The organism is Serratia sp. CY33525, from assembly GCF_052169115.1.
Classification (GTDB): domain Bacteria; phylum Pseudomonadota; class Gammaproteobacteria; order Enterobacterales; family Enterobacteriaceae; genus Serratia; species Serratia sarumanii.
In genome coordinates this window covers 417,743-441,295 of sequence record NZ_JBJNLK010000001.1, presented here as the reverse complement: position 1 = coordinate 441,295, position 23,553 = coordinate 417,743, and the positions used below count along the sequence as shown (strand labels likewise).

Annotated in this window: 21 protein-coding genes and 1 pseudogene; 8 read left to right on the top strand and 14 right to left on the bottom strand. The window is 60.1% G+C overall.

What is annotated here, in order from left to right; all coding sequences use genetic code 11:
• Positions 1–21 precede the first annotated feature (21 nt).
• Positions 22–1,074 (top strand): SDR family oxidoreductase, encoded by a 1,053-nt coding sequence (locus ACJ8IM_RS02130; protein ID WP_033653584.1) that lies wholly within the window; start codon positions 22–24, stop codon positions 1,072–1,074.
• A gap of 44 nt (positions 1,075–1,118) precedes the next feature.
• On the opposite strand, the gene ACJ8IM_RS02125 is transcribed toward ACJ8IM_RS02130, so the two are convergent.
• The 3 genes from ACJ8IM_RS02125 to ACJ8IM_RS02115 all read right to left on the bottom strand — a co-directional run bounded on the left by ACJ8IM_RS02125 (position 1,119) and on the right by ACJ8IM_RS02115 (position 3,374).
• Positions 1,119–2,126 (bottom strand): NAD(P)H-quinone oxidoreductase, encoded by a 1,008-nt coding sequence (locus ACJ8IM_RS02125; RefSeq protein ID WP_033647848.1) that lies wholly within the window; start codon positions 2,124–2,126, stop codon positions 1,119–1,121.
• Positions 2,127–2,279: 153 nt separating this feature from the next.
• Complete coding sequence (locus tag ACJ8IM_RS02120) at positions 2,280–2,489, bottom strand: hypothetical protein (protein ID WP_033647847.1); 210 nt, start codon at positions 2,487–2,489, stop codon at positions 2,280–2,282.
• 510 nt (positions 2,490–2,999) lie between these two features.
• The gene (locus ACJ8IM_RS02115; protein WP_033653585.1) at positions 3,000–3,374 is read right to left on the bottom strand and encodes a hypothetical protein; all 375 of its coding nucleotides are present in this window, start codon (positions 3,372–3,374) and stop codon (positions 3,000–3,002) included.
• 376 nt (positions 3,375–3,750) lie between these two features.
• Between ACJ8IM_RS02115 and cspE the strand changes: the two genes are divergently transcribed.
• Positions 3,751–3,963: a transcription antiterminator/RNA stability regulator CspE gene (gene cspE, locus ACJ8IM_RS02110; RefSeq protein ID WP_004935122.1), complete on the top strand. Its 213-nt coding sequence runs from the start codon at positions 3,751–3,753 to the stop codon at positions 3,961–3,963.
• Between the two features lie 318 nt (positions 3,964–4,281).
• Complete coding sequence (gene dsrB, locus ACJ8IM_RS02105) at positions 4,282–4,482, top strand: protein DsrB (RefSeq protein ID WP_033635079.1); 201 nt, start codon at positions 4,282–4,284, stop codon at positions 4,480–4,482.
• A gap of 218 nt (positions 4,483–4,700) precedes the next feature.
• On the opposite strand, the gene rcsA is transcribed toward dsrB, so the two are convergent.
• Positions 4,701–5,330 (bottom strand): transcriptional regulator RcsA, encoded by a 630-nt coding sequence (gene rcsA, locus ACJ8IM_RS02100; protein ID WP_033635078.1) that lies wholly within the window; start codon positions 5,328–5,330, stop codon positions 4,701–4,703.
• Between the two features lie 796 nt (positions 5,331–6,126).
• Here rcsA and ACJ8IM_RS02095 point away from each other — a divergent pair.
• On the top strand, positions 6,127–6,768 hold the full coding sequence (locus ACJ8IM_RS02095; protein WP_080289899.1) for a GNAT family N-acetyltransferase: 642 nt from the start codon (positions 6,127–6,129) through the stop codon (positions 6,766–6,768).
• 13 nt (positions 6,769–6,781) lie between these two features.
• Here the strand turns inward: ACJ8IM_RS02095 and ACJ8IM_RS02090 are convergent, their stop codons facing one another.
• Positions 6,782–8,197 (bottom strand): pyridoxal phosphate-dependent decarboxylase family protein, encoded by a 1,416-nt coding sequence (locus tag ACJ8IM_RS02090; RefSeq protein WP_033647845.1) that lies wholly within the window; start codon positions 8,195–8,197, stop codon positions 6,782–6,784.
• A gap of 101 nt (positions 8,198–8,298) precedes the next feature.
• Between ACJ8IM_RS02090 and ACJ8IM_RS02085 the strand changes: the two genes are divergently transcribed.
• Positions 8,299–9,174, top strand: a complete 876-nt coding sequence (locus ACJ8IM_RS02085) for a LysR substrate-binding domain-containing protein (protein ID WP_101455505.1) — start codon at positions 8,299–8,301, stop codon at positions 9,172–9,174.
• Here the strand turns inward: ACJ8IM_RS02085 and ACJ8IM_RS02080 are convergent.
• Together ACJ8IM_RS02080 and ACJ8IM_RS02075 are read right to left on the bottom strand one after the other, a co-directional pair.
• Positions 9,171–10,556, bottom strand: coding sequence for a CoA transferase (locus tag ACJ8IM_RS02080; RefSeq protein WP_060421619.1), 1,386 nt, complete (start codon positions 10,554–10,556; stop codon positions 9,171–9,173). The two genes, ACJ8IM_RS02085 and ACJ8IM_RS02080, sit on opposite strands and share 4 nt — an antisense overlap.
• A 61-nt stretch (positions 10,557–10,617) precedes the next feature.
• Complete coding sequence (locus ACJ8IM_RS02075) at positions 10,618–12,801, bottom strand: glycoside hydrolase (RefSeq protein WP_101455504.1); 2,184 nt, start codon at positions 12,799–12,801, stop codon at positions 10,618–10,620.
• Positions 12,802–13,302: 501 nt separating this feature from the next.
• Here ACJ8IM_RS02075 and ACJ8IM_RS02070 point away from each other — a divergent pair.
• Together ACJ8IM_RS02070 and mgtA are read left to right on the top strand one after the other, a co-directional pair.
• Positions 13,303–14,001, top strand: a complete 699-nt coding sequence (locus ACJ8IM_RS02070; protein WP_025303346.1) for an MgtC family protein — start codon at positions 13,303–13,305, stop codon at positions 13,999–14,001.
• A 242-nt stretch (positions 14,002–14,243) separates the two neighbouring features.
• Positions 14,244–16,943, top strand: coding sequence for a magnesium-translocating P-type ATPase (mgtA, locus tag ACJ8IM_RS02065; RefSeq protein WP_033653591.1), 2,700 nt, complete (start codon positions 14,244–14,246; stop codon positions 16,941–16,943).
• A 48-nt stretch (positions 16,944–16,991) separates the two neighbouring features.
• Here mgtA and ACJ8IM_RS02060 read toward each other — a convergent pair whose 3' ends face one another.
• The 7 genes from ACJ8IM_RS02060 to fdhD form a co-directional block, all read right to left on the bottom strand.
• The gene (locus tag ACJ8IM_RS02060) at positions 16,992–17,765 is read right to left on the bottom strand and encodes a DUF3307 domain-containing protein (protein WP_033635070.1); all 774 of its coding nucleotides are present in this window, start codon (positions 17,763–17,765) and stop codon (positions 16,992–16,994) included.
• Positions 17,766–17,767: 2 nt separating this feature from the next.
• The gene (locus tag ACJ8IM_RS02055) at positions 17,768–18,364 is read right to left on the bottom strand and encodes a hypothetical protein (protein ID WP_033635069.1); all 597 of its coding nucleotides are present in this window, start codon (positions 18,362–18,364) and stop codon (positions 17,768–17,770) included.
• Positions 18,365–18,574: 210 nt separating this feature from the next.
• The gene (locus ACJ8IM_RS02050) at positions 18,575–18,754 is read right to left on the bottom strand and encodes a hypothetical protein (RefSeq protein WP_004935085.1); all 180 of its coding nucleotides are present in this window, start codon (positions 18,752–18,754) and stop codon (positions 18,575–18,577) included.
• Positions 18,755–18,849: 95 nt separating this feature from the next.
• Entirely contained in the window at positions 18,850–19,959 is a 1,110-nt protein-coding gene (locus ACJ8IM_RS02045; RefSeq protein ID WP_033653592.1) for a YbdK family carboxylate-amine ligase, read from the bottom strand.
• Between the two features lie 72 nt (positions 19,960–20,031).
• Positions 20,032–20,994: a Dyp-type peroxidase gene (locus tag ACJ8IM_RS02040; RefSeq protein ID WP_033635063.1), complete on the bottom strand. Its 963-nt coding sequence runs from the start codon at positions 20,992–20,994 to the stop codon at positions 20,032–20,034.
• Positions 20,995–21,028: 34 nt separating this feature from the next.
• A complete protein-coding gene (locus tag ACJ8IM_RS02035) occupies positions 21,029–21,946 on the bottom strand; it encodes a bestrophin family protein (protein WP_033635062.1) in 918 nt (305 codons plus the stop codon).
• A 58-nt stretch (positions 21,947–22,004) separates the two neighbouring features.
• Positions 22,005–22,847, bottom strand: a complete 843-nt coding sequence (gene fdhD, locus ACJ8IM_RS02030) for a formate dehydrogenase accessory sulfurtransferase FdhD (protein WP_025303336.1) — start codon at positions 22,845–22,847, stop codon at positions 22,005–22,007.
• Positions 22,848–23,153: 306 nt separating this feature from the next.
• Between fdhD and ACJ8IM_RS02025 the strand changes: the two are divergent.
• Positions 23,154–23,345: pseudogene (locus ACJ8IM_RS02025) on the top strand (DNA polymerase V); the annotation flags it as partial.
• Positions 23,346–23,553: the final 208 nt, after the last annotated feature.

Here is a 23,553-nt window from a genome sequence, read left to right as displayed (position 1 = left end):
GACAACCCGAGGAGTGGCAAGATGAATGCAAAGCGACAGGCATTGGTGATCGGCGCCAATGGCGTGATTGGGCGCCGATTGATTGAGGAGCTGACCGGCCAGGGCTGGCAAGTGGTGGGCGTCTCGCGCCGGGGTGGGCAACCGGCGCCGGGGGTGCGCCACCTGCAGGTTGATCTGCTGGATGCGGCGGCGACGCGCGACGCGCTGCGGCCGCTGAGCGCGATTAGCCACGTTTTCTATGCCGCCTATCAGGATGCGCCGGACTGGGCGGGACTGGTGGCGCCGAACCTGCAGATGTTGCAACACGTTGTCGAGGGGCTGGAGCCGGCCGCACCGGCGTTGGAGCACATCAGTCTGATGCAGGGCTATAAGGTGTATGGCGCGCATTTGGGGCCGTTTAAAACGCCGGCGCGCGAAAGCGACGCCGGGCATATGCCGCCGGAGTTTAACGTGGCGCAGCAACAGTATCTGGCGCAGCGGCAGGCCGGCAAGCGCTGGCGCTGGAGCGCCATTCGCCCGAGCGTGGTGGGGGGCTTCTCCCTCGGCAATCCGATGAATCTGGCGTTAAGCATCGCGGTTTACGCGTCGATCAGCAAAGCGCTCGGGTTGCCGCTGCGCTTCCCCGGTAAACCGGGCGCTTACCACAGCCTGCTGGAAATGACCGATGCCGGGCTGTTGGCGCGCGCCACGCTGTGGGCGGCGACCGAGCCGGCGGCGGCCAATCAGGCGTTTAATATCAACAACGGCGATCTGTTTCGCTGGAGCGAGATGTGGCCGAAAATCGCCGCTTACTTTGGGCTGGAATGTGCGCCGCCGCTGCCGATGCCGCTGGAGAGCATGATGGCGGACAAAGCGCCGCTGTGGCGCGAGCTGGTGCAGCGGCACCAATTGGCTGAACCGGACTATCGCGCGGTGGCCGGCTGGCGCTTCGCCGATTTCGTCTTTTCCTGGGACTATGACATGTTCGCGGACGGCAGCAAGGCGCGGCGCTTCGGTTTCCATCAGTTTGTCGAAACCGAAGCCATGTTTTTCTCGCTGTTCGATGAGTTCCGCCGTCGCGGCATCATCCCCTGAGCGTGGCATCGGTTTCCCCGCAGCACCGGCCGCGGGGAATGAGGTCAGAACGTCAGCATGATCTTGCCGATGTGCTCGCTGGACTCCATCAGCGCATGCGCGGCGGCGGCCTGCTCAAGCGGGAAGGTTTTAAAAATTTGCGGCTTCAGCACGCCGCGCTCCAGCAGCGGCCAAACCTTCTCGCGCAGCTCGGCGGCGATCTGCGCTTTGTCCGCCACGCTGCGCGAACGCAGCGTTGAACCGGTATGGGTCAGGCGTTTCAACAGCAGCGGCATCAGATTGAGCTCTTTCACCACGCCGTTTTGCGTGCCGATTTGCACGATGCGGCCTTCCATCGCCGCGGCCTGATAGTTTTTGGCTACATAATCGCCTGCGATCAGGTCGACGATAACGTCGGCGCCTTTACCGTTGGTGGCGTCTTTGGTGCGTGCGACAAAGTCTTCGCTGCGGTAATTAATCGCCACGTCGGCGCCCAGCGCCAGGCTGGCCTGACGTTTCTCTTCGGAGCCGACGGTGGTGATCACCTGAGCGCAGAAGGCCTTCGCCAGCATGGTGGCGACCGTGCCGATGCCGGAGGTGCCGCCATGGATCAACACGGTCTCGCCGGCCTTGAGGTGGCCGCGCTGGAACACGTTGACCCAGACGGTAAAGAAGGTTTCCGGCAGCGCGGCGGCCTCGGTCAGGCTCAGGCCCGCCGGAACGGGCAGCGCATTGCTTTCATGCACGGTGCAGTATTCGGCATAGCCGCCGCCGGCGATGAGGGCGCAAACCCGATCGCCGGGCGCGAAGCGGGTCACGCCTTCCCCAGTGGCCACCACTTCGCCGGCAATTTCCAGGCCGGGGATATCCGAGGCGCCGGGCGGCGGCGCATAGTTCCCCTGGCGCTGCAGCACGTCGGGGCGGTTAACGCCGGCGGCGGCGATTTTCACCAGAAGTTGGCCCGCTTGCGGAACCGGCACCGGGCGTTCAGCGACGACCAGAACCTCGGGGGCGCCCGGCTGGCTGATTTCAATCGCTTTCATCGTGCCGGGCAGCGCTGCATTTGTTGACATGGTCACTCTCCTCATCTTGGCGGACGTGGCTATCGGGCGAAACGTCCGCAATAAAGTCTGCTGTTAGCTTAGCGAAATCGAATGAGGCGCGCGTGGTCGAATAGAGCGGTTTTGCGAGGAAGGGGCGAAGCCGCCGCGATGGGCGGCAGGGCATCAATCGTTAGGGGGGATGCGGAACCCTTTCAACGAGACGATGAAGTGGTCTTTTCCTTTGGAGATCTTGGCGCCTTTATCGCACCACAGGCTGGCAAGCTGGAAGAAGTCGTCGCTGCCGATATCGTAGGCCAGTTCGATTTTCTTGGCGGTGCCGGCGCGGATGAGTTTTTCTGCTTCCTGATGGTTTGCAGCTTTAATTATGGTCATGGGCGAAATCCTTGGTGTTAAGCCAGAGCGGATAAACGCGAATAATCATATGGCCATAGTGTGACAATTTTGTGATGAAAGCATGACAGCCCGCGAAGGCGCGGCGTGCGTTGTGCCGGGCCTTCGCGGTGAAAGCGCGTTGTCGGTTACCGATCGTACGGGCGGATGAGTGTGCTTTTTTTCTGAGATTTTAAATGTTTATAGAGGGCGAAGCCCGCAATGCCGGCCAAGACGGCCAGGAGGGCAAGGGATCCTGTGGCCATGAACGTTACCTCCGAATAAGAATGGCAAGGAGGCGTATTTGTGACATTGATCACTCTGCGGGGCAATGAGAGCAATCTGTAATCGGGAAGATGCTGTGAGGGCGAGGCAAAAAAAAAGCGCCTATAGGGAGGCGCATAAAGATTTGCAACACAGCTTGTTGTGTTCAACACCAGGAGGAGTGGTGAACTGACGCTATTCTATGCAGCGGCAAAGGCGGTTGATATAGGTATTACTCCGAAAGCGCCGCTACCACTCATAGCCCAACTGAATGTTGTAATCGGGATCCTGATTGGTGGAATAAGGATCGGACTGGCGGCGGCGATCGGTTTTCTTCACCGGGCCTTCATACGCGGGATAAGGTTTGGCGCGTGGTTTGCTGCAGCCTGGATGATCGCACTCGATATCGACGCGAAAACCGCTTTTATCTCTCGCCTCTGCCCAGGCAATCGGCGGTTTTTCCGCTTTGGGGGCCGGCCCCGGCTCCGGCGCAGTTTTGGGGGCGGGGGTGATGCTGGGTTCAGGCGGATGATAATTCAGCTCCAGCGCGCCCAACGGGGCGCTGCGAGCGGCAAAGGCCAGCAGAATGGCACTGGCGGCCGGCAATGTAAGCCATCTCGGCATGGTGACTCTCCCTGAATGATTTCGTCAGGCAACTATAAAACAGCGGAACGAGAATTACTATCATTTGCCTTGGGCGTTACGGGCGAGCCAGGCGGCGATTCCATCGGCAGACGGGGTCAAATCCTGTGCGTTTAGCCGAGATTAGCGCCCCATCGCGGCGAAAAAGGTTGCTATTGCCGCGCGCTCATGAGTTAATGATGTCGGCCTGTGGTACAGACCTATTTATGCACGACATTTTGAGTAAAGTAGTTCAAATTTAAAGCGTTATCCCGGATAGCCCTTCTCTGACGAATTTCCTTTCCAGTGCCTCCATAAGTAACTGATGACCGGCTACCTCGCCCATGGCGGCTTACATTTATTATTGAAGGAATTAGACATGTCTAACATGATCAAAGGTCAAGTGAAGTGGTTCAACGAAGCTAAAGGTTTTGGTTTCATCACCCCAGCAGACGGCAGCAAAGACGTATTCGTACACTTCTCTGCTATCCAGGATCAAGGCTTCAAGACCCTGGCTGAAGGCCAGAACGTACAGTTCTCTATCGAGAACGGTGCGAAAGGTCCATCTGCGGCTAACGTTACCGCTATCTAATTGGCGCCTGGCGCTGATTGAAAAAAACCCGCTGCGGCGGGTTTTTTTGTGTCTGAAATTCGGCGGTGCGAAAAAAAGCCCGCAAGTCTGCGGGCAAAAGTTCCTTGTTACTTCTTCATTTGCGAGCGCTTCTCTGGGGGGGAAACGCCTGAAGACAGGCTACGCGAGACCGGCTTAAGATTCTGCGGCCAAACCGTTAAGAAAGTGAAAATCCAGGCGGCTGCTACGCTGATAGCAGAGGCCGGCAGGGCTAGGGCGGTGTCCATCGCCCTCGGTTTTGTAATACACTGACGGCAATCGCAAATAATGGGGAATGGTATGCAGGTTAACGATCGAGTGACGGTAAAAACAGACGGCGGCCCGCGGCGTGAAGGCATCATTTTGGCCGTAGAGGTGTTCAACGAAGGCACCATGTATCTGGTTTCTCTTGACGACTATCCGGCGGGCGTATGGTTTTTTAATGAAATCGACAGCCGTGACGGCACGTTTGTGGAGCCCTGTCGCGAGCATGGGCAGTAACTTCGGCTAATCTCATTAATTTGCTAATGAAATTGTCCGTTTTGAGATTATTTCATAGCGGTAAGATTCTTTTTATCGATGACAAAAAAATACCCGTTGCGCTAGCGGGGGATAACGCAGCAGGTATTCTTTTAAGGGCGCCAGCATCTGATATCCAGATGACATTATCACCAGGTATTTAACGGCTGGCAAAACAGAGTGGGGGCGTTCTCTGTGGTTTAACGGCTATTGACAAATATTCCACTGGTCAAGGTATCGGTCAAACGAACAACGTGGTAAATGATCTGCTTGTTGTGCGTCTTTATTTTCCGCTTGATGTTTCCTTTGTGGGAAGAGACCGTTTTGGCCTTTATTTGCATCTGGTCTGATATCTGGATGGTGCCTTGACCGGACATCCACATGCGTAACATGTTAGATTCGGTCTGGCTCAGCGTTACCGGCGTTTGATCCAGAGAGGATTTCTCCGCCCGTAGGGACGTTCTCTCGAGATAGTGACTAAGTAGCTGATTCATAGTCTCTGGTTTGATGGATTTTGACGATATGATGACGTTCTTGCGAACATATAAATAATCGTCGAAATGTACGTTGGTAATGGCCATGAAGATGAAGAATAACGTATCCGGGTGCAGTGAAATCACCCGTTTTATTCGCTCGGTGGCGTTCGCTTCGTGGATGAAGCAGTCCTCGTTAATAAACACCAGGCTGGGATTCAACTTGCTGCATTTTTCGTGCAGGCTGTCAATGTCCTCGATGGCATTAATATGGCGTTTCTTCACGCCATGCGAAGTCAGATAGTCGGTTAATCCCAATCTGGTATAGCTACATGAATCCATGATGATCGTTGGCATATCGCACCCCCACTTAAATCCGTTTTACTGCGGTAATATGAGAAAAAGCCTAAAAAGCCGAAAGGCAAAATGGAGCAATAATTCAGTGTAGCGAGTGTTCTATCAATAAACACGACGTCACTCAATGATATTTTCATACTAAACTTATTAATTGCATGAATCTATAAGTTTGGCTTAAGTCAGGGCGATCTGCTGTTCGTCCAGCTTCGGCATGTTGAGCCTGATTTGCGCTTGGCGCCCGAGCCTGTCTGCATTGCTTGCCGTGAATCTGTTCATCATGTCACGAAACAAAATTTTAGTTTGCTAGGAAAAGTCTTAAAAAAAATTCATGTGTCGTTTTTTTGAGGTCTTTTAGCGTGTTTCTTGAGCGGTGAAAAAACACTCGCACTGAGTGCTTTGGATTTTTACATATAAAAATCATTATCTTGCGGTGTTTTTTGCTTTTCGCGCAAATGATAAGCACGCCTTTTTTTATCATAACAACAAACAGAAGTTAACATTCTGGCTGGAATGTGTAGCTTAATTGTTGCTATAAATCACCGTTTTACAATGAGTTATCTGGATATTTATTTCACATGAAATAGTTTTCGTGAATGTTTAACGGTGATTGAGTGATTTTTCTAAACTATCATCCTGCTGCCCGATCCCCGGGGAGGAATGGCAGGTCGGAGTTGTCTCTGGCCCGCGTTGGTTTTAACTTGCCTCTCCACCTTTCAAAAAACAGGATGCCGCGGTGAGACGGAATCAGTATGGGCAGCCGATAGGTGAAGCCCTCCCTCATTGGCAGCCGGCAGGCATGCCCGGCCACACGCCACTGCAAGGGCGGTTTTGCCGCCTGGAACCGCTTAACCTCGAGCGATGGGGGGAGGCGCTTTATCAGGCTTATCAAACCGCCGAGGACGATCGCGACTGGACCTATCTGTTTTGGGAACGCCCGCAGTCGCGCGCAGACTTCCAGCGTTATCTCCAGGCGCAGGCGTCCAGCGCAGACAGAAACACGATGGTGGTGATCGATCGGGCGAACGGGCGCGCGGTAGGAACCTGCGCTTTTTTGCGCATCGATCCCGCCAACGGCGTGGCCGAACTGGGCACCATCAACTGGTCGCCGCTGATGAAGCGCAGTGCGCTGGGCAGCGAGGCGATCTTCCTGATGCTGCGGCACCTGTTCGACGATCTTGGTTACCGGCGTTGCGAATGGAAATGCGATAGCCTCAATCTGCCTTCACGCCAGGCCGCCGAGCGCCTGGGGTTCCGCTATGAAGGCACGTTCCGCCAGGCCGTCGTCGTCAAAGGACGCACGCGCGACACCGACTGGCTGTCGATCGTCGACGGGGAATGGCCGGCGCGGCGCGCGGCGTTTGCTGCCTGGCTATCGCCGGATAACATCGGCGATGACGGGCGGCAAGCACGGCAATTGCAGGCCTTCCGACGCGAGTAATGCGCCGCGTGCATTAGGCCGCTTCCGCCAGGCAATGGCGCAGCGAGTCCAGCGCCAGTCTGATGTCCTGTTCCTCTGTCATCCAGTTGACCAGCGCGGCGCGGATCCCCGGCTGATGGTGATAGCTCGTTGGGGTGCAACGCACCACGCCGTGCCGGTTAAGGCGATCGAGAAAGCGATCGCGCGCCGCTTCGCTGTCGCCCTGCGGGTGACTGAGCGCGAAGCACACCACGTTCAAATTCACCGGCGCCAGCAGATGGAAGCCGTCGTCGGCCGCTAACGCCGCGCCCAGCGCCTGCGCCAATCGGACGTTGCGCTCGACGATATCCCGTATGCCGCTGCGGCCATAGGCTTTCAGCGTCAGCCAAAGCGGCAGGGCGCGGAAGCGGCGCGAATTTTCCGGCGTCAGATGCAGATAGTTGTCCGGCCGCGGCGTCGGCGCTTCCAGGTAAGCCGAATGGTTCTGAAATACCTGCATCTGCAGATCCAGGTGGCGGGTAAATTGGATCGCGCTGTCATAAGGCACGTTCAGCCATTTGTGCGCATCGACGGTGATGGAATCGGCATGCTGCCAGCCCTCGAGCCTTGGGGCGTATAGCGGCGAGCAGGCCGCTACGCCGCCGAATGCCGCATCGACATGCAGCCAGAACGGGTAGCGCTCCCGCAGCGCCAGCAGACGCGGCAGATCGTCGAAAGCGACGGTGTTGACCGTGCCGGCGCTGGCCAGCACCAGCGTGGGACGGCCTGCGCCGGCGGCGAGCTGTCGCTCCAGCGCCGCCATATCCATGGCTTCTGAGTCCGGCAGGCTGGCGACGGTCGTCAGCGCGTCGCGGCCGATGCCGAGCATGCTGAGCGCCTTCACGCTGCTGGAATGCGGGTTGGCCGCCAGCACCCGGATGGGGCCGAGCGCCGCCAGGCCCTGTTGGGCGATATCCACGCCGTGCTGTTGCCCCAGCCACTGCCGGCCAATGGCCAGCCCGGCGAAATTGGCCATGGTGGCGCCGCTGACCAGGCTGCCGCTGAACGCTTCCGGCAGGCCCAGCAGGGATTTCAACTGCGTCACCGCGGCCAGCTCGATCGCCGCAGCGATCGTATCATGGCTGAGCTGGCTATTTTGGTCTGTCACGCTAACCAGCCAGTCTGCCGCGACCGCCGCCGGCGTGCCCCCGCCGGTGACGAAGCCAAAATAACGCGGGCCGGCGCTGGCGGAAATGCCCGCCTGATAACGTTGCCAAAAGTCATCCAGCGCCGCCAGGGCGCCTTCGCCGTTTTCCGCCAGCCGATCGTCACCGGGTTGCAGTTGCTGTTGCGCGAGCGGTGGGCAGACCGAGCGTTGCTGCAGCCCGGCCAGAAAATCTTCCGCCAACTGGCGGGTGTGGTCGAGGATCTGCGGAAACTGTGCAAGATCCTGTTGTAAACGTGGGTGCATGGCGGCTCCGAAAGCGTCAGGGATGATGGGGTAAACATAGAACATTTGCCTGCGGGCCAAAATCGATGAAAAATAGCCGTTTTGGCTAGCCTGGTTAACCAATGATGAATGAACGTCTCCCGCTGCATGTCTTGCCGACCTTTGCTATCGCCGCTAGGTTGGAGAATTTGCGCGCCACGGCGCAGCAGGTGCATTTGACGCATGGCGCGGTCAGTCAGCAAATTCAGCTGCTGGAGCAGGCGGTGGGCTACCCGCTGTTTGAACGGCGCGGGCGCGGTGTGCGCCTGAATGCCGCCGGGAAAGAGTTGCTGGCGGCGGTAGAGCCGGCGCTGCAGGCGCTGCAGCAGGGCGTCGCCCGCGCCCGGCGCTTGGCGGCGAGCCAGACGCTGCGCATCAGCGTGCTGCCGTCTTTTGCCCATTACTGGCTGTTGCCGCGGTTGCCGGCATTTCATGCAGCCTGCGCCGATATTGCGCTGGATATCGATGCCTCGCTGGCGTTGCAGGATCTGTCGCAGCGCGGGTTCGATGCGGCGATCCGCATCGGCAGCGGCCAGTGGGCGGGGCTGCAGGCGCAGCGCATCGCGTCGGGCGACGTGCTGCCGGTCGCCTCGCCGGATATGGCGCGGCAGTGGGGAACGGCATTCGAGAACGGCGGCGACGTTCCCTTGCTGGAGCACGACGTCAGCCCGTGGCGCGACTGGTTCAATGCGCAAGGGCGCTCGCGGTGCGGGCGGCAACAGGCGGTGTTCAACGATGCCGGGTTGTTGATTCGCGCCGCGGAGCAGGGGTTCGGCATCGCGCTGGCGAAAAAGCTGCTGGTGCAGGATGCGATCGACGCGGGGCGGCTGGTGGCGCTGGCTGCGCCCTGTCGCCTGAGCGAGGACGACGTTTATCTGGTGTGGCCGCAGACCGCCGGGCTGACGCCGGCGGTCACACGCTTGCTGCAATGGCTGCAGCAACAGTTGGCGGCGGTTTAACGGCGCAGCCACTCCGGCTGTGAGGTGCCGAGCGTGGTCGCCGGCAACGCCCATTGCAGCGCCGTACCCTGCAGGCTTAACGGGGCGCGCAGGCGTTGCGCGGCGCCCCAGTAAGTCAGTTCCGTTTCCGGGTTCTCGTCGGCGGTTCCGGCCGGCGCCAGCGGCTCCGGCCGATAATCTGCCGAACAGGGATGCGCCAGCAGCAGTTGCGCCGTGCGCGCCAGCGACAGCCGCGCGTGGTAGCCGGTGCCGCGGCTTAGGCGCTGCGCCATACCGGTCAGCACCGCCGCCGCCATCAAATAGCCGGTGGCGTGGTCCAGCGCCTGTACCGGCAGCGGCACCGGCAAACTGGCGCTGCGCCAAACCATGCCCGCCTCCGCCAGCCCGCAGCTCATCTGCACCAGGCTGTCGAAACCGCGCCGGGTGCGCCACGGCCCGCTCCAGCCGTAGGCATTCAGGCAGACGTCTATCAGGCCCGGCGCCAGCGCGCGCCTTTCCTCCGCGCCATAGCCCAACTTCTCCAGCGCACCGGCACGGTAGCCGTGCACGATCACGTCGGCGTTCCTCAGCAGATGTTCAAACGTGTGGCGATCGTGCGCATTGGTCAGGTTGAGGCGCGCGCTGCGTTTGCCCAGCATTACCTCGTGCTCGACGCCGGGCTCATCCCAACCGTAGGGATCGATGCGCAGCACGTCGGCGCCCAAACCGGCGAGAAAACGGGTGGCGATCGGTCCGGCGAGAATGCGTGTCAGATCCAGCACCCGCACGCCGTGCAGCGGCCGGGCGACGGGCAACGTCCAACCCGGCGGCGGCGCTTCCGGCTGCAGTGAGGCGTGGATCAGCGGTTCGAGCGCCACGCTCTTGCCCTGAATATGTTGTCGCCACGCGGCCGCCGAGCGCATTTGGGCCGCGCAGCCGCCGGCCTCGATCACCGCTTCCTCCAGCTCGCTTTTTTTCCAGCCCAGCACGCGTTCCGCCAGCGCGCCTTTGTCCGATGCCGGGCCCAGCACCTGTTCCACCGCCCGCCGATGGTGCGGTGCATTGGTGTGCAGGCGTATCCAGCCGTCCGCCGTCGCGTAGTCGCCGGCGAGGGCGTCCCAGGCGGCAGGCAGCGTCCAACCCAGCGGACGCAGCGTCCAGCCGAACCAGAGCGAGGCCAGGCGTTGATCGATCCAGACCTGCGGCGCATCGGCTGCCTCGCGGCGAAGCAACTCGGCGCAGGCCAAACCGGCGGCGCTCCAGGCGGCGGTAGCCAATTCGGTCACGGGAAAAGCCGAAGGCAATGCGCCGGTACCGCTTACGGTTAACCGGTCGCAGGGCGCGGGGCGTTGCCCCAGGCTTTGCCAAATCTCGTCGAGCAGAGTGTGGATCAGAGGCGTCATCAGCCACTCCTTGCGGGTCGTCGGAAATATAGCCTAGCGTAGCCCATCGCCGGCGACCTTGCTAAGGCGCAACGTCGAACGTGCGGCCGTCGGCCAGTTTGGCGCGCAGGCTGTGGGCCGCTACGCCGGCGAACGGCTGCGCGCTGAAGTTGGCGGTCAGCGTCGAACCGTCGCTGAAGGTCGTCTGCTGCACCCAGCCGTCCCGATCGAGCCAGCGGAAGTCGGTCAGCGCTTTGTCCCAGAGGGCCTGATGCAACGGCCGGAAGGCGGCGTCGGCGCGTTTGATCGCCGGCAGGCGGGCCGCCAGGGTGGCGCGGCTCAGATGGAACATCGGCGCGATGTTGTACAGCTGGCTGAGCAGACTGCGGGTGGTCTGAACGTCGCTGAACTTCAGATTGTCGTAATTCCAGTGGTGGCTGCTGACGATCGCATCGTGGAAAACGGCTTGGTACAGCGGCAGGCGATAACGCGGATCGAATTCGACGGTGCGGTAGGGCTGCTTCACCTTGGCGGGGCGGAAGAAAAACGCCGGTTGAGCGTTGGGCCACCAGGCGCCGAGATAATAGGGCGAGGATTTATCCTGATTCATCTGCTTGTCGCCCCAGCCGAATCCCCAGGTTTCCATGCCGTGGGCGAACATCAGGCTGCGGGCGGTTACCGCATTGCCGTCCTCCGAGCCGAGCGGCAGCTTAAGGGTGGCGCTGAACCAGGCCAGCCGGGCGTTGCGCGCCTCGGCCATCTGTGCCGCGCCAGTCGGGTGGCCGGGCTGATAGTCGTCGGAGACCATGCCGGTGCCGTCCACGTCGAGGAACAGGCTGTTCAACCCGGCCAGTTGCACCAGCTCGCGCATGCGCCGTTGAGAATAGGGCAGGACGCAGCCCGGATTGAGGTAGTACCCCTGTTTGCCGAAGCCGGGTTTCTTGCTGCCGTCGGCGCGCACGATGGCGCAACTTTCCCGCAGCGCCGTCGGCAGTTGCGCGGTGAGCCAGCTGTCGTTCACGCCGCGTGGAATGGCGGTATCGTAGGAGTCGTAGCTGGCGATCAGATAGCCGGCCGCCTTGGCGGCGGCCACCGCCTGCGGGTGCAGGAAGGCGGCTGTCCAGTTATCGGTGCCCAACCACAGGCGCGGCAAGCCGGCCTGGCGCAGCGCGTCGATCACAGGTTTGGCCAGCCCTTGCCCCCAACGGTCCGCCGGGGTTAACCAGCGCCCCAGTTCCTGTTGCGCCCGCTCCCGCACCGCGGCGGCCTGGCGCTGCTGCGCCTGCAGAAAATCGGCGTCATCCGGCGTGGCGCCCAGCGGAATTTGCGCCGTCAATGCCTGGTTGATGCCGTCGATCAGGGGCTGTTGCTGCCAGCCCTCCGGTGTTTTGCCCGCCAGCTGCAGCAGGAGCTTTCTGCTCTCGGCATCCATCTTCTGCCGCAGCCCTTCGGCGGCGGGAGAGGCGAGGTAGTGCAGCAACCCCGGCCAATCTTTGACATCTTCCGCCGCCAGCAATTTATCGCCCCACAGGTAGACATGGGTGGCGCCGATCAGCTTTTCGCCTTCGGGCGCCTGCTTTATCTTCTCGCGCAGGCTGCTGAACTGGCCGTTCTGTTGCAAATAGTCGCGATAGCGGCGGGCGCCGGACAGCGGCGTGTCACCGACGTGCAGCAGCACCTCGAATGCCTGTTGCTGATTAAAGCGGTTGAACTGATGCCCGGCGCGCATCTCCAGCTTTTCCTGCGCCGAGGCGAAGGTGACCCGGTTGCTGAACGGCGTCAACATCAGCCAGCTGTAGACCTTGCCCTGGTATTGCTGGCTCCACAGCGGCAGCTTCAGATCCCAGTTGGTATCCAGCGGCGTCATTTCCGCCGTCAGGTAATGGCGCCAGACGGCGTTGTCGAGCGGAATGCGGCTGCCTTCGCCGATCGGCAACAGCAGCGTTTCTGTTTGTGGCGGCAGGCGATACCAGTTCAGAAGCTGTGGCCGGTCGCTGCTGAAGCTCAGGCGCAGATCGCCGCCTTCCAGACGGGCGCTAACCTTGACCGCGCTCTGCGGCCAGCGCCAACTGGCGCGTTGTGGCGACGCGGTGAGATCTTCCACCTGTTGCGCGGGCTGCGCCAGATTGACCGGCACAGCGCCGGCGGCAATGCGCAGCGTGGCGGGATCGAGTTCAAACTGCGCGTCGCCTTGCTGCAGCAGCAGGGCATCGGCGGGATAGCTGACGAGCAGCGCGAGCGCGAGCGGGGAAAGCCGGTGTTTCATCGGGGGCGTCCTTGAAAGATGAAGGGGAGCAGTTTATCGATAAGCGCACTGGCGCCCAACGCTGTCGCTGCCGATTTGTGACATCGAAATATCATCGCGGTATTTCAGTTTATTTTTCGTTTAATAAATTAGCCTTTACTTCATTACCCGACGTCACTATACTCAGCCAAAATTTCGGTGGAGAAACCCAATTGGACAGTTGTAGTTGTAATAAAACAAATAAGGCAAGCTGACCAATTCTCTTCTGATTTGTTGCTTGCCGTTATCGGCGGGCAGCACCCCTCTCCAGTTATTCCTGAGCTGTGCATACCCGAATAAAAAACGTTTCCTGAGGCCTGATGGTTTCAGGTGAATTGAGTTGGGCGTTATTATGGTATTCTGCAGCCACAGCCTTTTCCCTCCAGGCACAGTACGCTGATTCGCTGATTTATTTTCGGCGCGATTTTGCGTGTGCTAAACAGCACATGATTTTATCTCCTGAGGTTAATTAAGGGGACAGTCATGGCTATGACTCCTTTCGTTTTAAATTTATTGCTGGCGATGTGCCTGGGCGCGGTAATTGGCGCCGAGCGCCAGTGGCGCCAACGCATGGCCGGCCTGCGCACCAATGCGCTGGTGGCGACCGGCGCGGCGGTTTTTATTCTCAGCTCCATGTCCACCGATCCCGCCAGCGCCGGCCGCGTGGCTGCGCAGATCGTATCCGGTATCGGCTTCCTCGGCGCCGGGGTTATCATGCGTGAAGGGCTGAACATTCGCGGCCTCAACACCGCCGCCACGCTGTGGTGTTCGGCGGGGATCGGCGTCCTGTGCGGCCTGGGCCAGCATTGGGATGCGGTGGTCGCCACGCTGGTGATCCTGTGCGCCAATATCCTGCTGCGCGAGGCCGCCCAGCGCATCAATCTGCAGCCACACCAGCAGGCGACCGATCTGGAACTGTGCTATCGCATTCAGGTGACCTGTGGCGAGCAGGATGAAATTCTGGTGCGCACCCTGATTCTGCAGGCGCTGAACGGCGTCGCCTTGCGGCTGCAATCTTTGCGCAGCGCCGATATTTCCAGCCCGGGGCAATTGGAAGTGTGCGCGGAAATTACCGCCACGCCGGCCGCACAAAAAGAAATTGAGGGTATTGTCTGCCGCGTCAGCCTGGAAAAAAGCGTGAGCGCCGTTCGCTGGCGCGTTGCGTCCGAATTACCGGTCTGAGTAATGATATAAATATTTATTAACTTGATTATATGTTCGTGTTTATTCAGGTAGGCCTGAATAACGCGGGCATTAAGGAGGCGTTATGGATGATGACCCCGGAAGGGAAATGATTCTTGCGTGGCTGACAGGGTAATCACGCTATTCAGCCACGCTAATTAAAAAATTCCACTCTGCGCAGAGTCACCTGTTTATCGGGCGGGATATCCCTGTGCGCAGAACGAAAATAAGAGAATAGCGTTATGACTCAGATTAATGAAAGAACGCGTCGCCGTGATAAAGACGCGGTGACCTACGCCATTGCGGAAGAAGCGACCAACAGCATCGCCCAAACGCTGGCGAACCTGAAGTGCAACCGCAACGGTTTGACTCAGGACGACGCCGATGAGCGGCTGGAGCAGTTCGGCGCCAATCAGGTCGCCCACGACAAGGCGCCGCATGCCTTGATCCAGCTGATCAAGGCTTTCAACAACCCGTTTATCTTCGTGCTGATGGTGCTGGCTGCGATCAGTTTCTTTACCGATTATTGGCTGCCGCGCCAGAGCGGTGAAGAAACTGAACTCACCGGCGTCATTATCATTCTCATCATGGTCACGCTGAGCGGGCTGCTGCGTTTCTGGCAGGAATACCGCACCAACAAAGCGGCGGAAGCGCTGAAGTCGATGGTGCGCACCACCGCCACGGTGCTGCGCCGCAGCAGCTACAGCGCGCATCCGCTGACGCTGGAAGTGCCGATCCGCGAACTGGTGCCGGGGGATATCATTCAGCTCTCCGCCGGCGACATGGTGCCGGCCGACGTGCGCCTTATCGCCTCGCGCGATCTGTTCATCAGCCAGGCGATATTGACCGGCGAAGCGATCCCTATCGAAAAATACGATGCCATGGGCAGCGTGGCGCAGAAGTCGAGCGAAGGGGAAGTGTCCAGCGAGAACGCGCTGCTTGAGCTCTCCAACGTCTGCCTGATGGGCACCAACGTCGCCAGCGGCACCGCCACGGCGGTGGTGGTGGCGACCGGCGGGCGCACCTACTTCGGCTCGTTGGCCAAGTCCATCGTCGGTTCGCGGGCGCAAACCGCGTTCGATCGCGGGGTGAACAGCGTCAGCTGGCTGCTGATTCGCTTCATGCTGGTGATGGTGCCGGTGGTGTTGCTGATCAACGGTTTCACCAAAGGCGACTGGAGCGAGGCGGCGCTGTTCGCACTGGCGGTGGCGGTCGGCCTGACGCCGGAAATGCTGCCGATGATCGTCAGCTCCAACCTGGCGAAAGGGGCGATCGCCATGTCGCGCCGCAAGGTGGTGGTGAAGCGCCTGAACGCCATTCAGAACTTCGGCGCCATGGACGTGCTCTGCACCGACAAGACCGGCACGCTGACCCAGGACCGCATCATTCTCGAGCACCATATCGACGTCAACGGCGCCAGGGATAACGAGGTGCTGCACCTGGCCTGGCTGAACAGCTTCCATCAGAGCGGCATGAAGAACCTGATGGATCAGGCGGTGATCCGCTTCGGGCGCGGCAAACCGGGGATCGAAGCCCTGGGGCGTTTCAGCAAGGTGGATGAGCTGCCGTTCGATTTCGTGCGCCGCCGCTTGTCGATCGTGGTGGCGGACGAAAATGGCAAGCAGCAGCTGATCTGTAAGGGCGCGGTAGAGGAGATGCTGGAGATCGCCACTCACGTGCGTGAAGGCGACAAGACGCTGGAACTGGACGACGCGCGCCGTGCGGCGCTGCAGGCGCTGGCCCGCGAGTATAACGAAGACGGTTTCCGCGTGCTGGTGCTGGCGACGCGCGAGCTGGATGCGCAACGCCCGGCCGACCCGCTGAGCGTGGCCGACGAGCGCGACATGGTGGTGCAAGGGTTGCTGACCTTCCTCGATCCGCCGAAGGAGAGCGCGCAGCAGGCGATCGCCGCACTGCAGGAAAACGGCGTGACGGTGAAGGTGCTGACCGGCGACAACCCGGTGATCACCTGCAAGATTTGCCGCGACGTCGGGCTGGAGCCGGGTGAACCGCTCTCCGGGTTGCAGATTGAACAGATGGATGATGAAACGCTGGCGCGCGAAGTGGAGCAGCGCACGGTCTTCACCAAGCTGACGCCGCTGCAAAAATCGCGGGTGCTGAAAATGCTGCAGGCCAACGGCCATACCGTCGGCTTCCTCGGCGACGGCATCAACGATGCGCCGGCGCTGCGCGATGCCGACGTCGGCATTTCGGTCGACACCGGCACCGACATCGCCAAGGAGTCGGCGGACATCATCCTGTTGGAAAAGAACCTGATGGTGCTGGAAGAGGGGGTGATCAAAGGGCGCGAGACCTTCGGCAATATCATCAAGTACCTGAACATGACCGCCAGCTCCAACTTCGGCAACGTGTTCTCGGTGCTGGTGGCCAGCGCCTTCATTCCGTTCCTGCCGATGCTGGCGATCCACCTGTTGATTCAAAACCTGATGTACGATATTTCCCAGCTGTCGCTGCCGTGGGACAAGATGGACAAAGAGTTCCTGCGCAAGCCGCGCAAGTGGGACTCCAAAAACATCGGGCGCTTTATGCTGTGGATTGGGCCGACCTCGTCAATCTTCGATATCACGACGTATGCGCTGATGTGGTACGTGTTCGCCGCCAACAGCGTGGAACACCAGGCGCTGTTCCAGTCCGGCTGGTTCATTGAGGGGCTGCTGTCGCAAACGCTGGTGGTGCATATGCTGCGCACCCAGAAGATCCCGTTCATTCAGAGCACCGCGGCGCTGCCGGTGTTGCTGACCACCGGGTTGGTGATGGCGCTCGGCATCTACATTCCGTTCTCGCCGCTCGGCGCCCTGGTTGGCCTGCAGCCGCTGCCGTGGGAATACTTCCCGTGGTTGGCCGCTACGCTGGTCAGCTACTGCGTGGTCGCGCAGTTGATGAAGCGTTTCTACATCCGCCGCTTCGGCGAGTGGCTGTAAGCCGCTTCGGCACTCACTTCGGGGGCGAAATTCTTCGCCCCCGCTCCGCTACAGCAGTTTGTTGACCAGCAGGCCGAGCATGATGGTCAGCGTGAAGGAAAACAGCGTGCCGAGCAGCACATACTCGGTGCGCATCTTATCGTCGCTCTGGCGCAGATCGCCGAAACGGAAGATAGATTTAGCCGCCAGCAAAAAGCCGATCGCCGGGATTTGCCCCAGCAGCACAAAGGTCAGGATCAGCGTTCTCTCCAGATAGCCAATCTGTTTGCCCGCGCGCAGCAGCGAGTCGTTGTCGGCCTTGGCCGAAGGCGGCATTTGCGGCGTCCAGTGCGCCAGCAGTTGCCCGATCAGCAGGCTCATCGGCAGATAAATCAGGCTGTAGGCCACCAGCACCAGGCCGGTTTGCCAACGCCCCAGTTGCCGCCCCAGCGCGGCGAGCAGTTCACCGGCATTCGGCGTCAGCCCCAGCCACAGCAAGGCGATTACCGCCAGATGCAATCCCTGATCGAGCAGGAAACTGCGGGCCGGGCTCAGGCGGTTCATCGCGGTGACCTTCAGTAAATCGATCAGGTAGTGGCTGACGGCGATGATCAGCAGGCTGGCCAGCACCTGAAGTGAAGAAAGCCCGCCGTGCAGCAGGCCGAAACCGGCCACCACCCAGGCGGCCAGCACCCCGTGCAGCAACGCGTGCAACACCAGAAAACGTGAACGCGCGCGATGCTGGATTTTATCTTCCACCCAACTCAGCGGTTGCAGCGGAAAATCCGCCAGCAGATGGACGAGCAACAGCCAGGCCAGCAAAGGCGCATAGGTCAGATCCATAGTCAGACGATCCTGTTAATGGCGTGAATAAACCGCATGATTTCCTCGTAGGCCGCGCGTTTCAGCGCGGCGGAGACCGTGGAGGCGGCTTTTTGCAGCTGATCCGCCACGGCAGCGCCGCTGTCGGCGAACATTCTCGCCTGGACGATGCGCGCTTCGGTCTGCGACAGGCGGCCAATCACATGATCTAACATCGGCAGCAGATCGCTGACAATGGCGTTTGTCCGATCGTTGTCGGTTTTCAGAGCCAGCCGGCAATTTTTCGCCATGGCGTCCAACGCGCTGCCGGAGTTGATAAAGGCGCTGCCATAGCCGGCGGCGTCGGGCCGTTGGCTGCCCAGCCCGACGGCGACGCGCGCATCCCAGTGCGCGGCGCCCGTCGCCCGCAGCGCGAGGCGAATATACACCGCCAGCAGCAGCCCGTCCTCCGGGGCGGCTTGTGCCTGGAAGGCGTCGCCGCGAAAGATTTCCACCTGATGCAGCCGCCCGTCGCGCCGCAGCCGATCGAGCAGGCTATGCAGCTCATTGAGGTAGTTGACGGTGTCTGATCGGCGGGAATCGACCAGATCGCCGCTGATTACGCTGATTGGCGTCGGCATGACATGTTCCGATGTTTATAGAAGGATGACTATAAATTCGCACCTGGATGCGAATATGTCAATAATTCGCCTTTAAGAGCGAATTTATCGGATTTTCGCCTGTGAGGACGAATTGAGGCAGGGTGAGGAGGGGAATGAATGGCCGGGAATGCGCGGGCCTGCAGGCTCGCCACCGGCGGCGTAAACGGAAAGTGGCCGGCAACCGGCCGTTCAGAAGCTTTTAACCAGCACGTCACGCGGCATTTCGCTGCCGTGTTTCAGCAGGTGCTCAAACGATCGCTCGCTGCTTTTCAGCTGCTGCAAAAATTCCTGCGGCGACAGATCGTGTTTTTTGCCGCTCATGTAAGCCAGCGCCAGTTCTTTTGCCTGATAGCGGGAGAAGTTGTACATGGTGTCCTCGATACGATGAATGTCAGTGCTCACGATTGTAGCGAAAGAGCACATAATGAACAGCGGCTTTGGCGTATGGAATCGATAGCCGAAACTTAACTTGCCGGTTGCAACAGCTCATCGCACAGGCGCTTGATCACCTGAGCCTGCGGCAGGCCGTTGTGCAACATCTGGCGGATATGCTCCGAATCGCTGATGCCCTGGCGGACATGGTGCTCGATCGCCTGTAGCACGGCCCGATCCTCCCGTCGCTCGGCGAACTCGCTCAGCACATCGAGAGTGTGCAGGATATGGGCGGTCAGGCTGCTGCGGCGCAGCGTCGCGGGATCGACGTATTCGGCGGCGAAACCGCTGCGATAGGCGTTGATCTTGTTGTAATTGGTGAAGGCATCGTATTCCGGCGCGATCGGCGTGCGGTGTTGCAACAGAAAATCAGCCAGCAGACGGCAGTAACCGACCAGCAGCACGGCATGCGCGAGGCGCAGCGGCGTATCGCAGATGCGGATCTCCACCGTGCCCAGCTCCGGTTTGGGCCGCGCATCCCAGTAAATATCCTTGATGCTTTCAATCACGCCGGCGGCGTTCAGCCGTTCGTAGTAGGCATTGAATTCGCGCCAGCTGTAGATGTGTTCCAGGCATCCGTAGTTGGGGAAGGAATTCTGCGCGCTGAAACGGGAGCTGGCAAAGCGCGTATCGACGCCCTGGTACAGCGGTGACGATGCGCTGAGTGCGATCAGCTGCGGAAAGTAGGGCGTCAGCGCATGGCACAGGTACATCGCTTCGTCCCCGTCGTTGACGCCGAGGTGGATGTGTTGGCCGAACACGCAGGCCAGCTTGGAAAGATAGCCAAAGCGGCTGGCCAGCTGCCTGTAGCGCGCGTTGTCGCTGATGACCTGCTTGCGCCAGTCGTTGCTCAGATGGCGGCCGCCGCCGCAGACGTCACAGCCCAGGCGCTGCGCGCTGCGCCGGACGGTATGGGTCAGGGCGCGCAGCTCGGCGTGCAGCTCATCGAGATCGCGGTGCACCGAGCTGTTCAGCTCCACCATCGATTTGGTGAGCTCATGTTTGACGCGCCGGCGGTCGCCGACCGCGCTGACCACCCGGTCGGCCCGATCCGTAAGATCGTAGTGCTTGTCATCGACCAGCTGCAGCTCTATTTCGGTGCCGATGGAGAGCCTTTCCGAACGTTTGAATTTGAGCGGCATGGTGCCTCCCCTCAATACGCAACGTTAATTCAGTATAAGTCGCGGGGGGAGGCTTTGCCGCAGAAGGGAGGGTTAATGCAGTTCGGCGCCGCTGCGATCGGCCAGCGCTTCCAGCAGCGGGGCGGACGGCACGAAGAACAGGGTGCCGGTCACCGCGTGGCTAAAATCGAGCAGCCGATCGTAGTTGCCGGCCGGGCGGCCGATAAACATGTTTTCCAGCATCTGCTCGATTGGCTGCGGGGAGCGCGCATAGCCGATAAAGTAGGTGCCGAATTCGCGCAGGCCGGGGCGGCCGAACGGCATGTTGTCGCGCAGAATTTTCACCTCGTTGCCTTGCTCGTCGGTGATGGTGGTCAGCGAACTGTGCGATGACGACGGTTTGACCGCTTCATCCAGTTCGATGTTGGACTGCTTATGGCGGCCGATGATCTTCTCCTGCGTTTCCACGCTGAGCGAATTCCAGCCCTGCATATCGTGCAGGTATTTTTGCACCAGCACATAGCTGCCGCCGCTGAACGCCGCGTCTTCGTCGCCGATCACCGTGTAGTCGAAGGCTTCGTGCCCCTCCGGGTTCTCCGTGCCGTCGACGAAGCCGATCATGGCGCGCTGATCGAAGTAACGGAAGCCGTGCACCTCTTCGACCACCGTCACGGCATCGCCGAGCTTGCCGACCAGCTGCGAGGCCAGTTCGAAACACAGATCCATTTCATCGGCGCGGATATGCAGCAGGATGTCGCCGGGCGTGGCGACGGCGACGCGTTCCCCGCTGCCGATCGGGCTGAACGGATGCAGCTGGCGAGGGCGCGGGGCACCAAACAGCGTATCCCAGGCTTCGGAGCCGAAGCCGCAAACGCAGGTGAGGTTGCCCGCCGGCGCGCGTTTGCCGACCGAACGCACCACGGCGGCGATGTCGCCGCACCAGGCGCGCACCGCCGCCAGATGGGCGGGAACGGGCGACAGAGTGGCGACGATGAAGATGGCATGGCGCGTTACCGGCGTGAATACGGCTTGCGGCGGGTTGTTATTTGCATTCATTGCATTCGGCTCCAGTGTGTTCGGGTGAAATCGATCAGATCAAATTAAAGTGCTCGTCGGGTTTCATCGGCGGCGGCAGCGGGCTTTGGTCGTTCATTTCCAGCAGGTTGCGCTCGATGGTGTTGCAGATGGCGTTTAACGGCAGATGGTTGGCCGACACGCCGAACGGATCTTCCAGCTCTTCGGCCAGTGAGTCCCAGGATAAGAAGGTATAGGAAATGAACACCGAAACAAACGGTGTCATGTAATGCAGATCGGTCACCAGGGCAAAAGGCAACAGGCTGCAGAACAGGTAAACGGTGCGCTGCAGGATCAGGGTATAGGCGAACGGCACCGGCGTGCTGGCGAGCCGTTCACAGCCGCCGAGGGCGTGGGACAGCTCGCTCAGCTTGTTGTCGAGCAGCTCGAAGGTGATGTCGCTCAGCAGCCCCCGTCGGCGCAGCTTGCCGATCTCCTGGCCCAGCATCAGCAGGATGCGGTTGGTCGGCATCGGGCTGGCGATCACCTCCGCCAGCTCTTTGCTGCTGAGGTTGTGGTACAGATCGGCGGTCGGATCGGTGGCGCGCAGCTGATGCTTCAGGCTCCAGCTGAAGGCGATCAGCAGCTTGGCGACCTTCTGGTGCACCGCCGGTTCGTCCGGCAGCAGGCTTTTTATCTGGCGCAGCAGGGATCGCTCGGTAATCAGCAGCGAGCCCCACAGGTTGCGCGCTTCGACAAAGCGGCTGTAGCCGGCGTTATTGCGAAAGCCGAGAAAAATCGCGATGGCGATACCCAGCAGGCTGAACGGCGCGATGGTCAAATGCACGCCGAGCTGTTCGTACCATTGATAGCTGATCACCGCCACTATCGACATCAGCACGTTCAGCGACAGGCGAAAGGTGATCTTTGACAGCACGGAACCGTGCCAGGCGAACAGGCGAAAAAACCAGTTCTGGTTCGGGCGAATTATCATGACGTGGGTGCTTCCTGGTGTCCTGCTATTGAGAATAGTCGATTCTTATCCGGCGGCGCTATGCCGCCGTCGTCGATTGCCAGAGCCGCTGCGGGTGCGTATAGACGGTGGCGCGCCCTGGCTTGCTGAAGCCCACCAGCGTCAGGTTGCTGCGCTCGGCCACCTCGACCGCCAGGCGGGTGGCGGCGGAAACGGCGAACAGGATCTCGACGCCGCACATGGCGGATTTTTGCACCATTTCATAGCTGGCGCGGCTCGACACCAGCGCCGCCCCTTGCAGCCACGCCTGTTGGCTGCGGTAGCCCAGCAGCTTGTCGAGCGCCACGTGGCGGCCGACGTCTTCACACCCGCCGCTGAGCGCGCCATCCGGCTGGATCCAGGCCGCCGCGTGGGTGCAGCCGGTCAGTTTTCCCACCGTTTGCACCTCCTGCAGCTGCGCCAACGCCCGGTCGAGCAGGGCCAAATCGAAGCGTTGCGTGAAGGGCAGCGGCGCGATGGGCTGGGCGACCTCCTGCAGTTGCTCCACCCCGCAGACGCCGCAGCCGGTGCGGCCGGCCAGGCTGCGGCGCTTCTCTTTCAGCTGCATAAAACGGCGGCTCGAGAGTTCCACATGCACTTCAATGCCGTTGCAGGCCGGCTGTTGGCGGATGTCGTAGATATCGTCGGGGGAGGCGATGATGCCTTCGGACAGCGAAAAACCGATGGCGAAGGCCGCCAGATCTTTCGGCGTCGCCATCATCACCACGTGGGAAATGCCGTTGTACACCAGGGCGACCGGCACTTCTTCCGCCAGCCAATCCTGTTGCGCCTGGGCCAGATCGTTGCGCTGCCAGACCGCGTGGCGCGACAGGCATTCCTGTTTGATATCGTCGGTTTCTGCGAGGAGCAGGTGCTTGTTCATAACGTTCTCGTGACCGTCGGTGACGAGGCGCCGACGGGGATGAATTCTTATTAGCAGGTGTGGGGATTATACAGGATTCTGATCCCGCTCGCGCAGGGAATGACGTCTGCCGGCGACCCCACCAGGTTATCCACAGTTTTGGTGGATAACGTGTGTGCAAGGGTCGGTGAAACCCTTAGCAGGCGTAAAAAAAAATCGCTCAGAAAATTATTATATTACGCGGCAAAGCGCGATCTGCAGGGGGATTGGGGGTTGCACGCGTTCGCGTTTTGTTTATGCTTTACTGTATAAATATACAGTTTGGTTATGATTATGCTGAGCAATTCAAGGTTGTATGCTTTTTCACCAGCTGAACCCCTGACGTTACCGCTGTTTGCCGATCGCGTGGCCTGCGGCTTTCCTTCCCCGGCGCAGGACTATGTCGAGAGCAGGCTGGATATCGGCAAGCTGCTGGTGCGGCACCCCAACGCCACCTACTTCGTGCGCGCCAGCGGCGAGATGGAGCGTGCAGGATGGATCAGGCACTACCGACAGATTAGGAAACTGAGCATCCGAGAAACAGCAGACGCGACAGGCTACAGTACTTCCCAAGTTTGTCGCATTCAGGCCTTCTATAAAGAAGTTGAGACTGATTAAAAAGCAGCCTTAATGTACAATAATTTTCGATATCCAAACTGACCCCATGAACAATCAATGAGTAGAGGTG

Bases quoted from the DNA above. Each gene is read 5' to 3' on its own strand.
- ACJ8IM_RS02130 (WP_033653584.1), top strand. From the start codon at position 22: ATGAATGCAAAGCGACAGGCATTGGTGATCGGCGCCAATGGCGTGATT.
- ACJ8IM_RS02125 (WP_033647848.1), bottom strand. From the start codon at position 2,126: ATGTCAACAAATGCAGCGCTGCCCGGCACGATGAAAGCGATTGAAATC.
- ACJ8IM_RS02120 (WP_033647847.1), bottom strand. From the start codon at position 2,489: ATGACCATAATTAAAGCTGCAAACCATCAGGAAGCAGAAAAACTCATC.
- ACJ8IM_RS02115 (WP_033653585.1), bottom strand. From the start codon at position 3,374: ATGCCGAGATGGCTTACATTGCCGGCCGCCAGTGCCATTCTGCTGGCC.
- cspE (WP_004935122.1), top strand. From the start codon at position 3,751: ATGTCTAACATGATCAAAGGTCAAGTGAAGTGGTTCAACGAAGCTAAA.
- dsrB (WP_033635079.1), top strand. From the start codon at position 4,282: ATGCAGGTTAACGATCGAGTGACGGTAAAAACAGACGGCGGCCCGCGG.
- rcsA (WP_033635078.1), bottom strand. From the start codon at position 5,330: ATGCCAACGATCATCATGGATTCATGTAGCTATACCAGATTGGGATTA.
- ACJ8IM_RS02095 (WP_080289899.1), top strand. From the start codon at position 6,127: ATGCCCGGCCACACGCCACTGCAAGGGCGGTTTTGCCGCCTGGAACCG.
- ACJ8IM_RS02090 (WP_033647845.1), bottom strand. From the start codon at position 8,197: ATGCACCCACGTTTACAACAGGATCTTGCACAGTTTCCGCAGATCCTC.
- ACJ8IM_RS02085 (WP_101455505.1), top strand. From the start codon at position 8,299: ATGATGAATGAACGTCTCCCGCTGCATGTCTTGCCGACCTTTGCTATC.
- ACJ8IM_RS02080 (WP_060421619.1), bottom strand. From the start codon at position 10,556: ATGACGCCTCTGATCCACACTCTGCTCGACGAGATTTGGCAAAGCCTG.
- ACJ8IM_RS02075 (WP_101455504.1), bottom strand. From the start codon at position 12,801: ATGAAACACCGGCTTTCCCCGCTCGCGCTCGCGCTGCTCGTCAGCTAT.
- ACJ8IM_RS02070 (WP_025303346.1), top strand. From the start codon at position 13,303: ATGGCTATGACTCCTTTCGTTTTAAATTTATTGCTGGCGATGTGCCTG.
- mgtA (WP_033653591.1), top strand. From the start codon at position 14,244: ATGACTCAGATTAATGAAAGAACGCGTCGCCGTGATAAAGACGCGGTG.
- ACJ8IM_RS02060 (WP_033635070.1), bottom strand. From the start codon at position 17,765: ATGGATCTGACCTATGCGCCTTTGCTGGCCTGGCTGTTGCTCGTCCAT.
- ACJ8IM_RS02055 (WP_033635069.1), bottom strand. From the start codon at position 18,364: ATGCCGACGCCAATCAGCGTAATCAGCGGCGATCTGGTCGATTCCCGC.
- ACJ8IM_RS02050 (WP_004935085.1), bottom strand. From the start codon at position 18,754: ATGTACAACTTCTCCCGCTATCAGGCAAAAGAACTGGCGCTGGCTTAC.
- ACJ8IM_RS02045 (WP_033653592.1), bottom strand. From the start codon at position 19,959: ATGCCGCTCAAATTCAAACGTTCGGAAAGGCTCTCCATCGGCACCGAA.
- ACJ8IM_RS02040 (WP_033635063.1), bottom strand. From the start codon at position 20,994: ATGAATGCAAATAACAACCCGCCGCAAGCCGTATTCACGCCGGTAACG.
- ACJ8IM_RS02035 (WP_033635062.1), bottom strand. From the start codon at position 21,946: ATGATAATTCGCCCGAACCAGAACTGGTTTTTTCGCCTGTTCGCCTGG.
- fdhD (WP_025303336.1), bottom strand. From the start codon at position 22,847: ATGAACAAGCACCTGCTCCTCGCAGAAACCGACGATATCAAACAGGAA.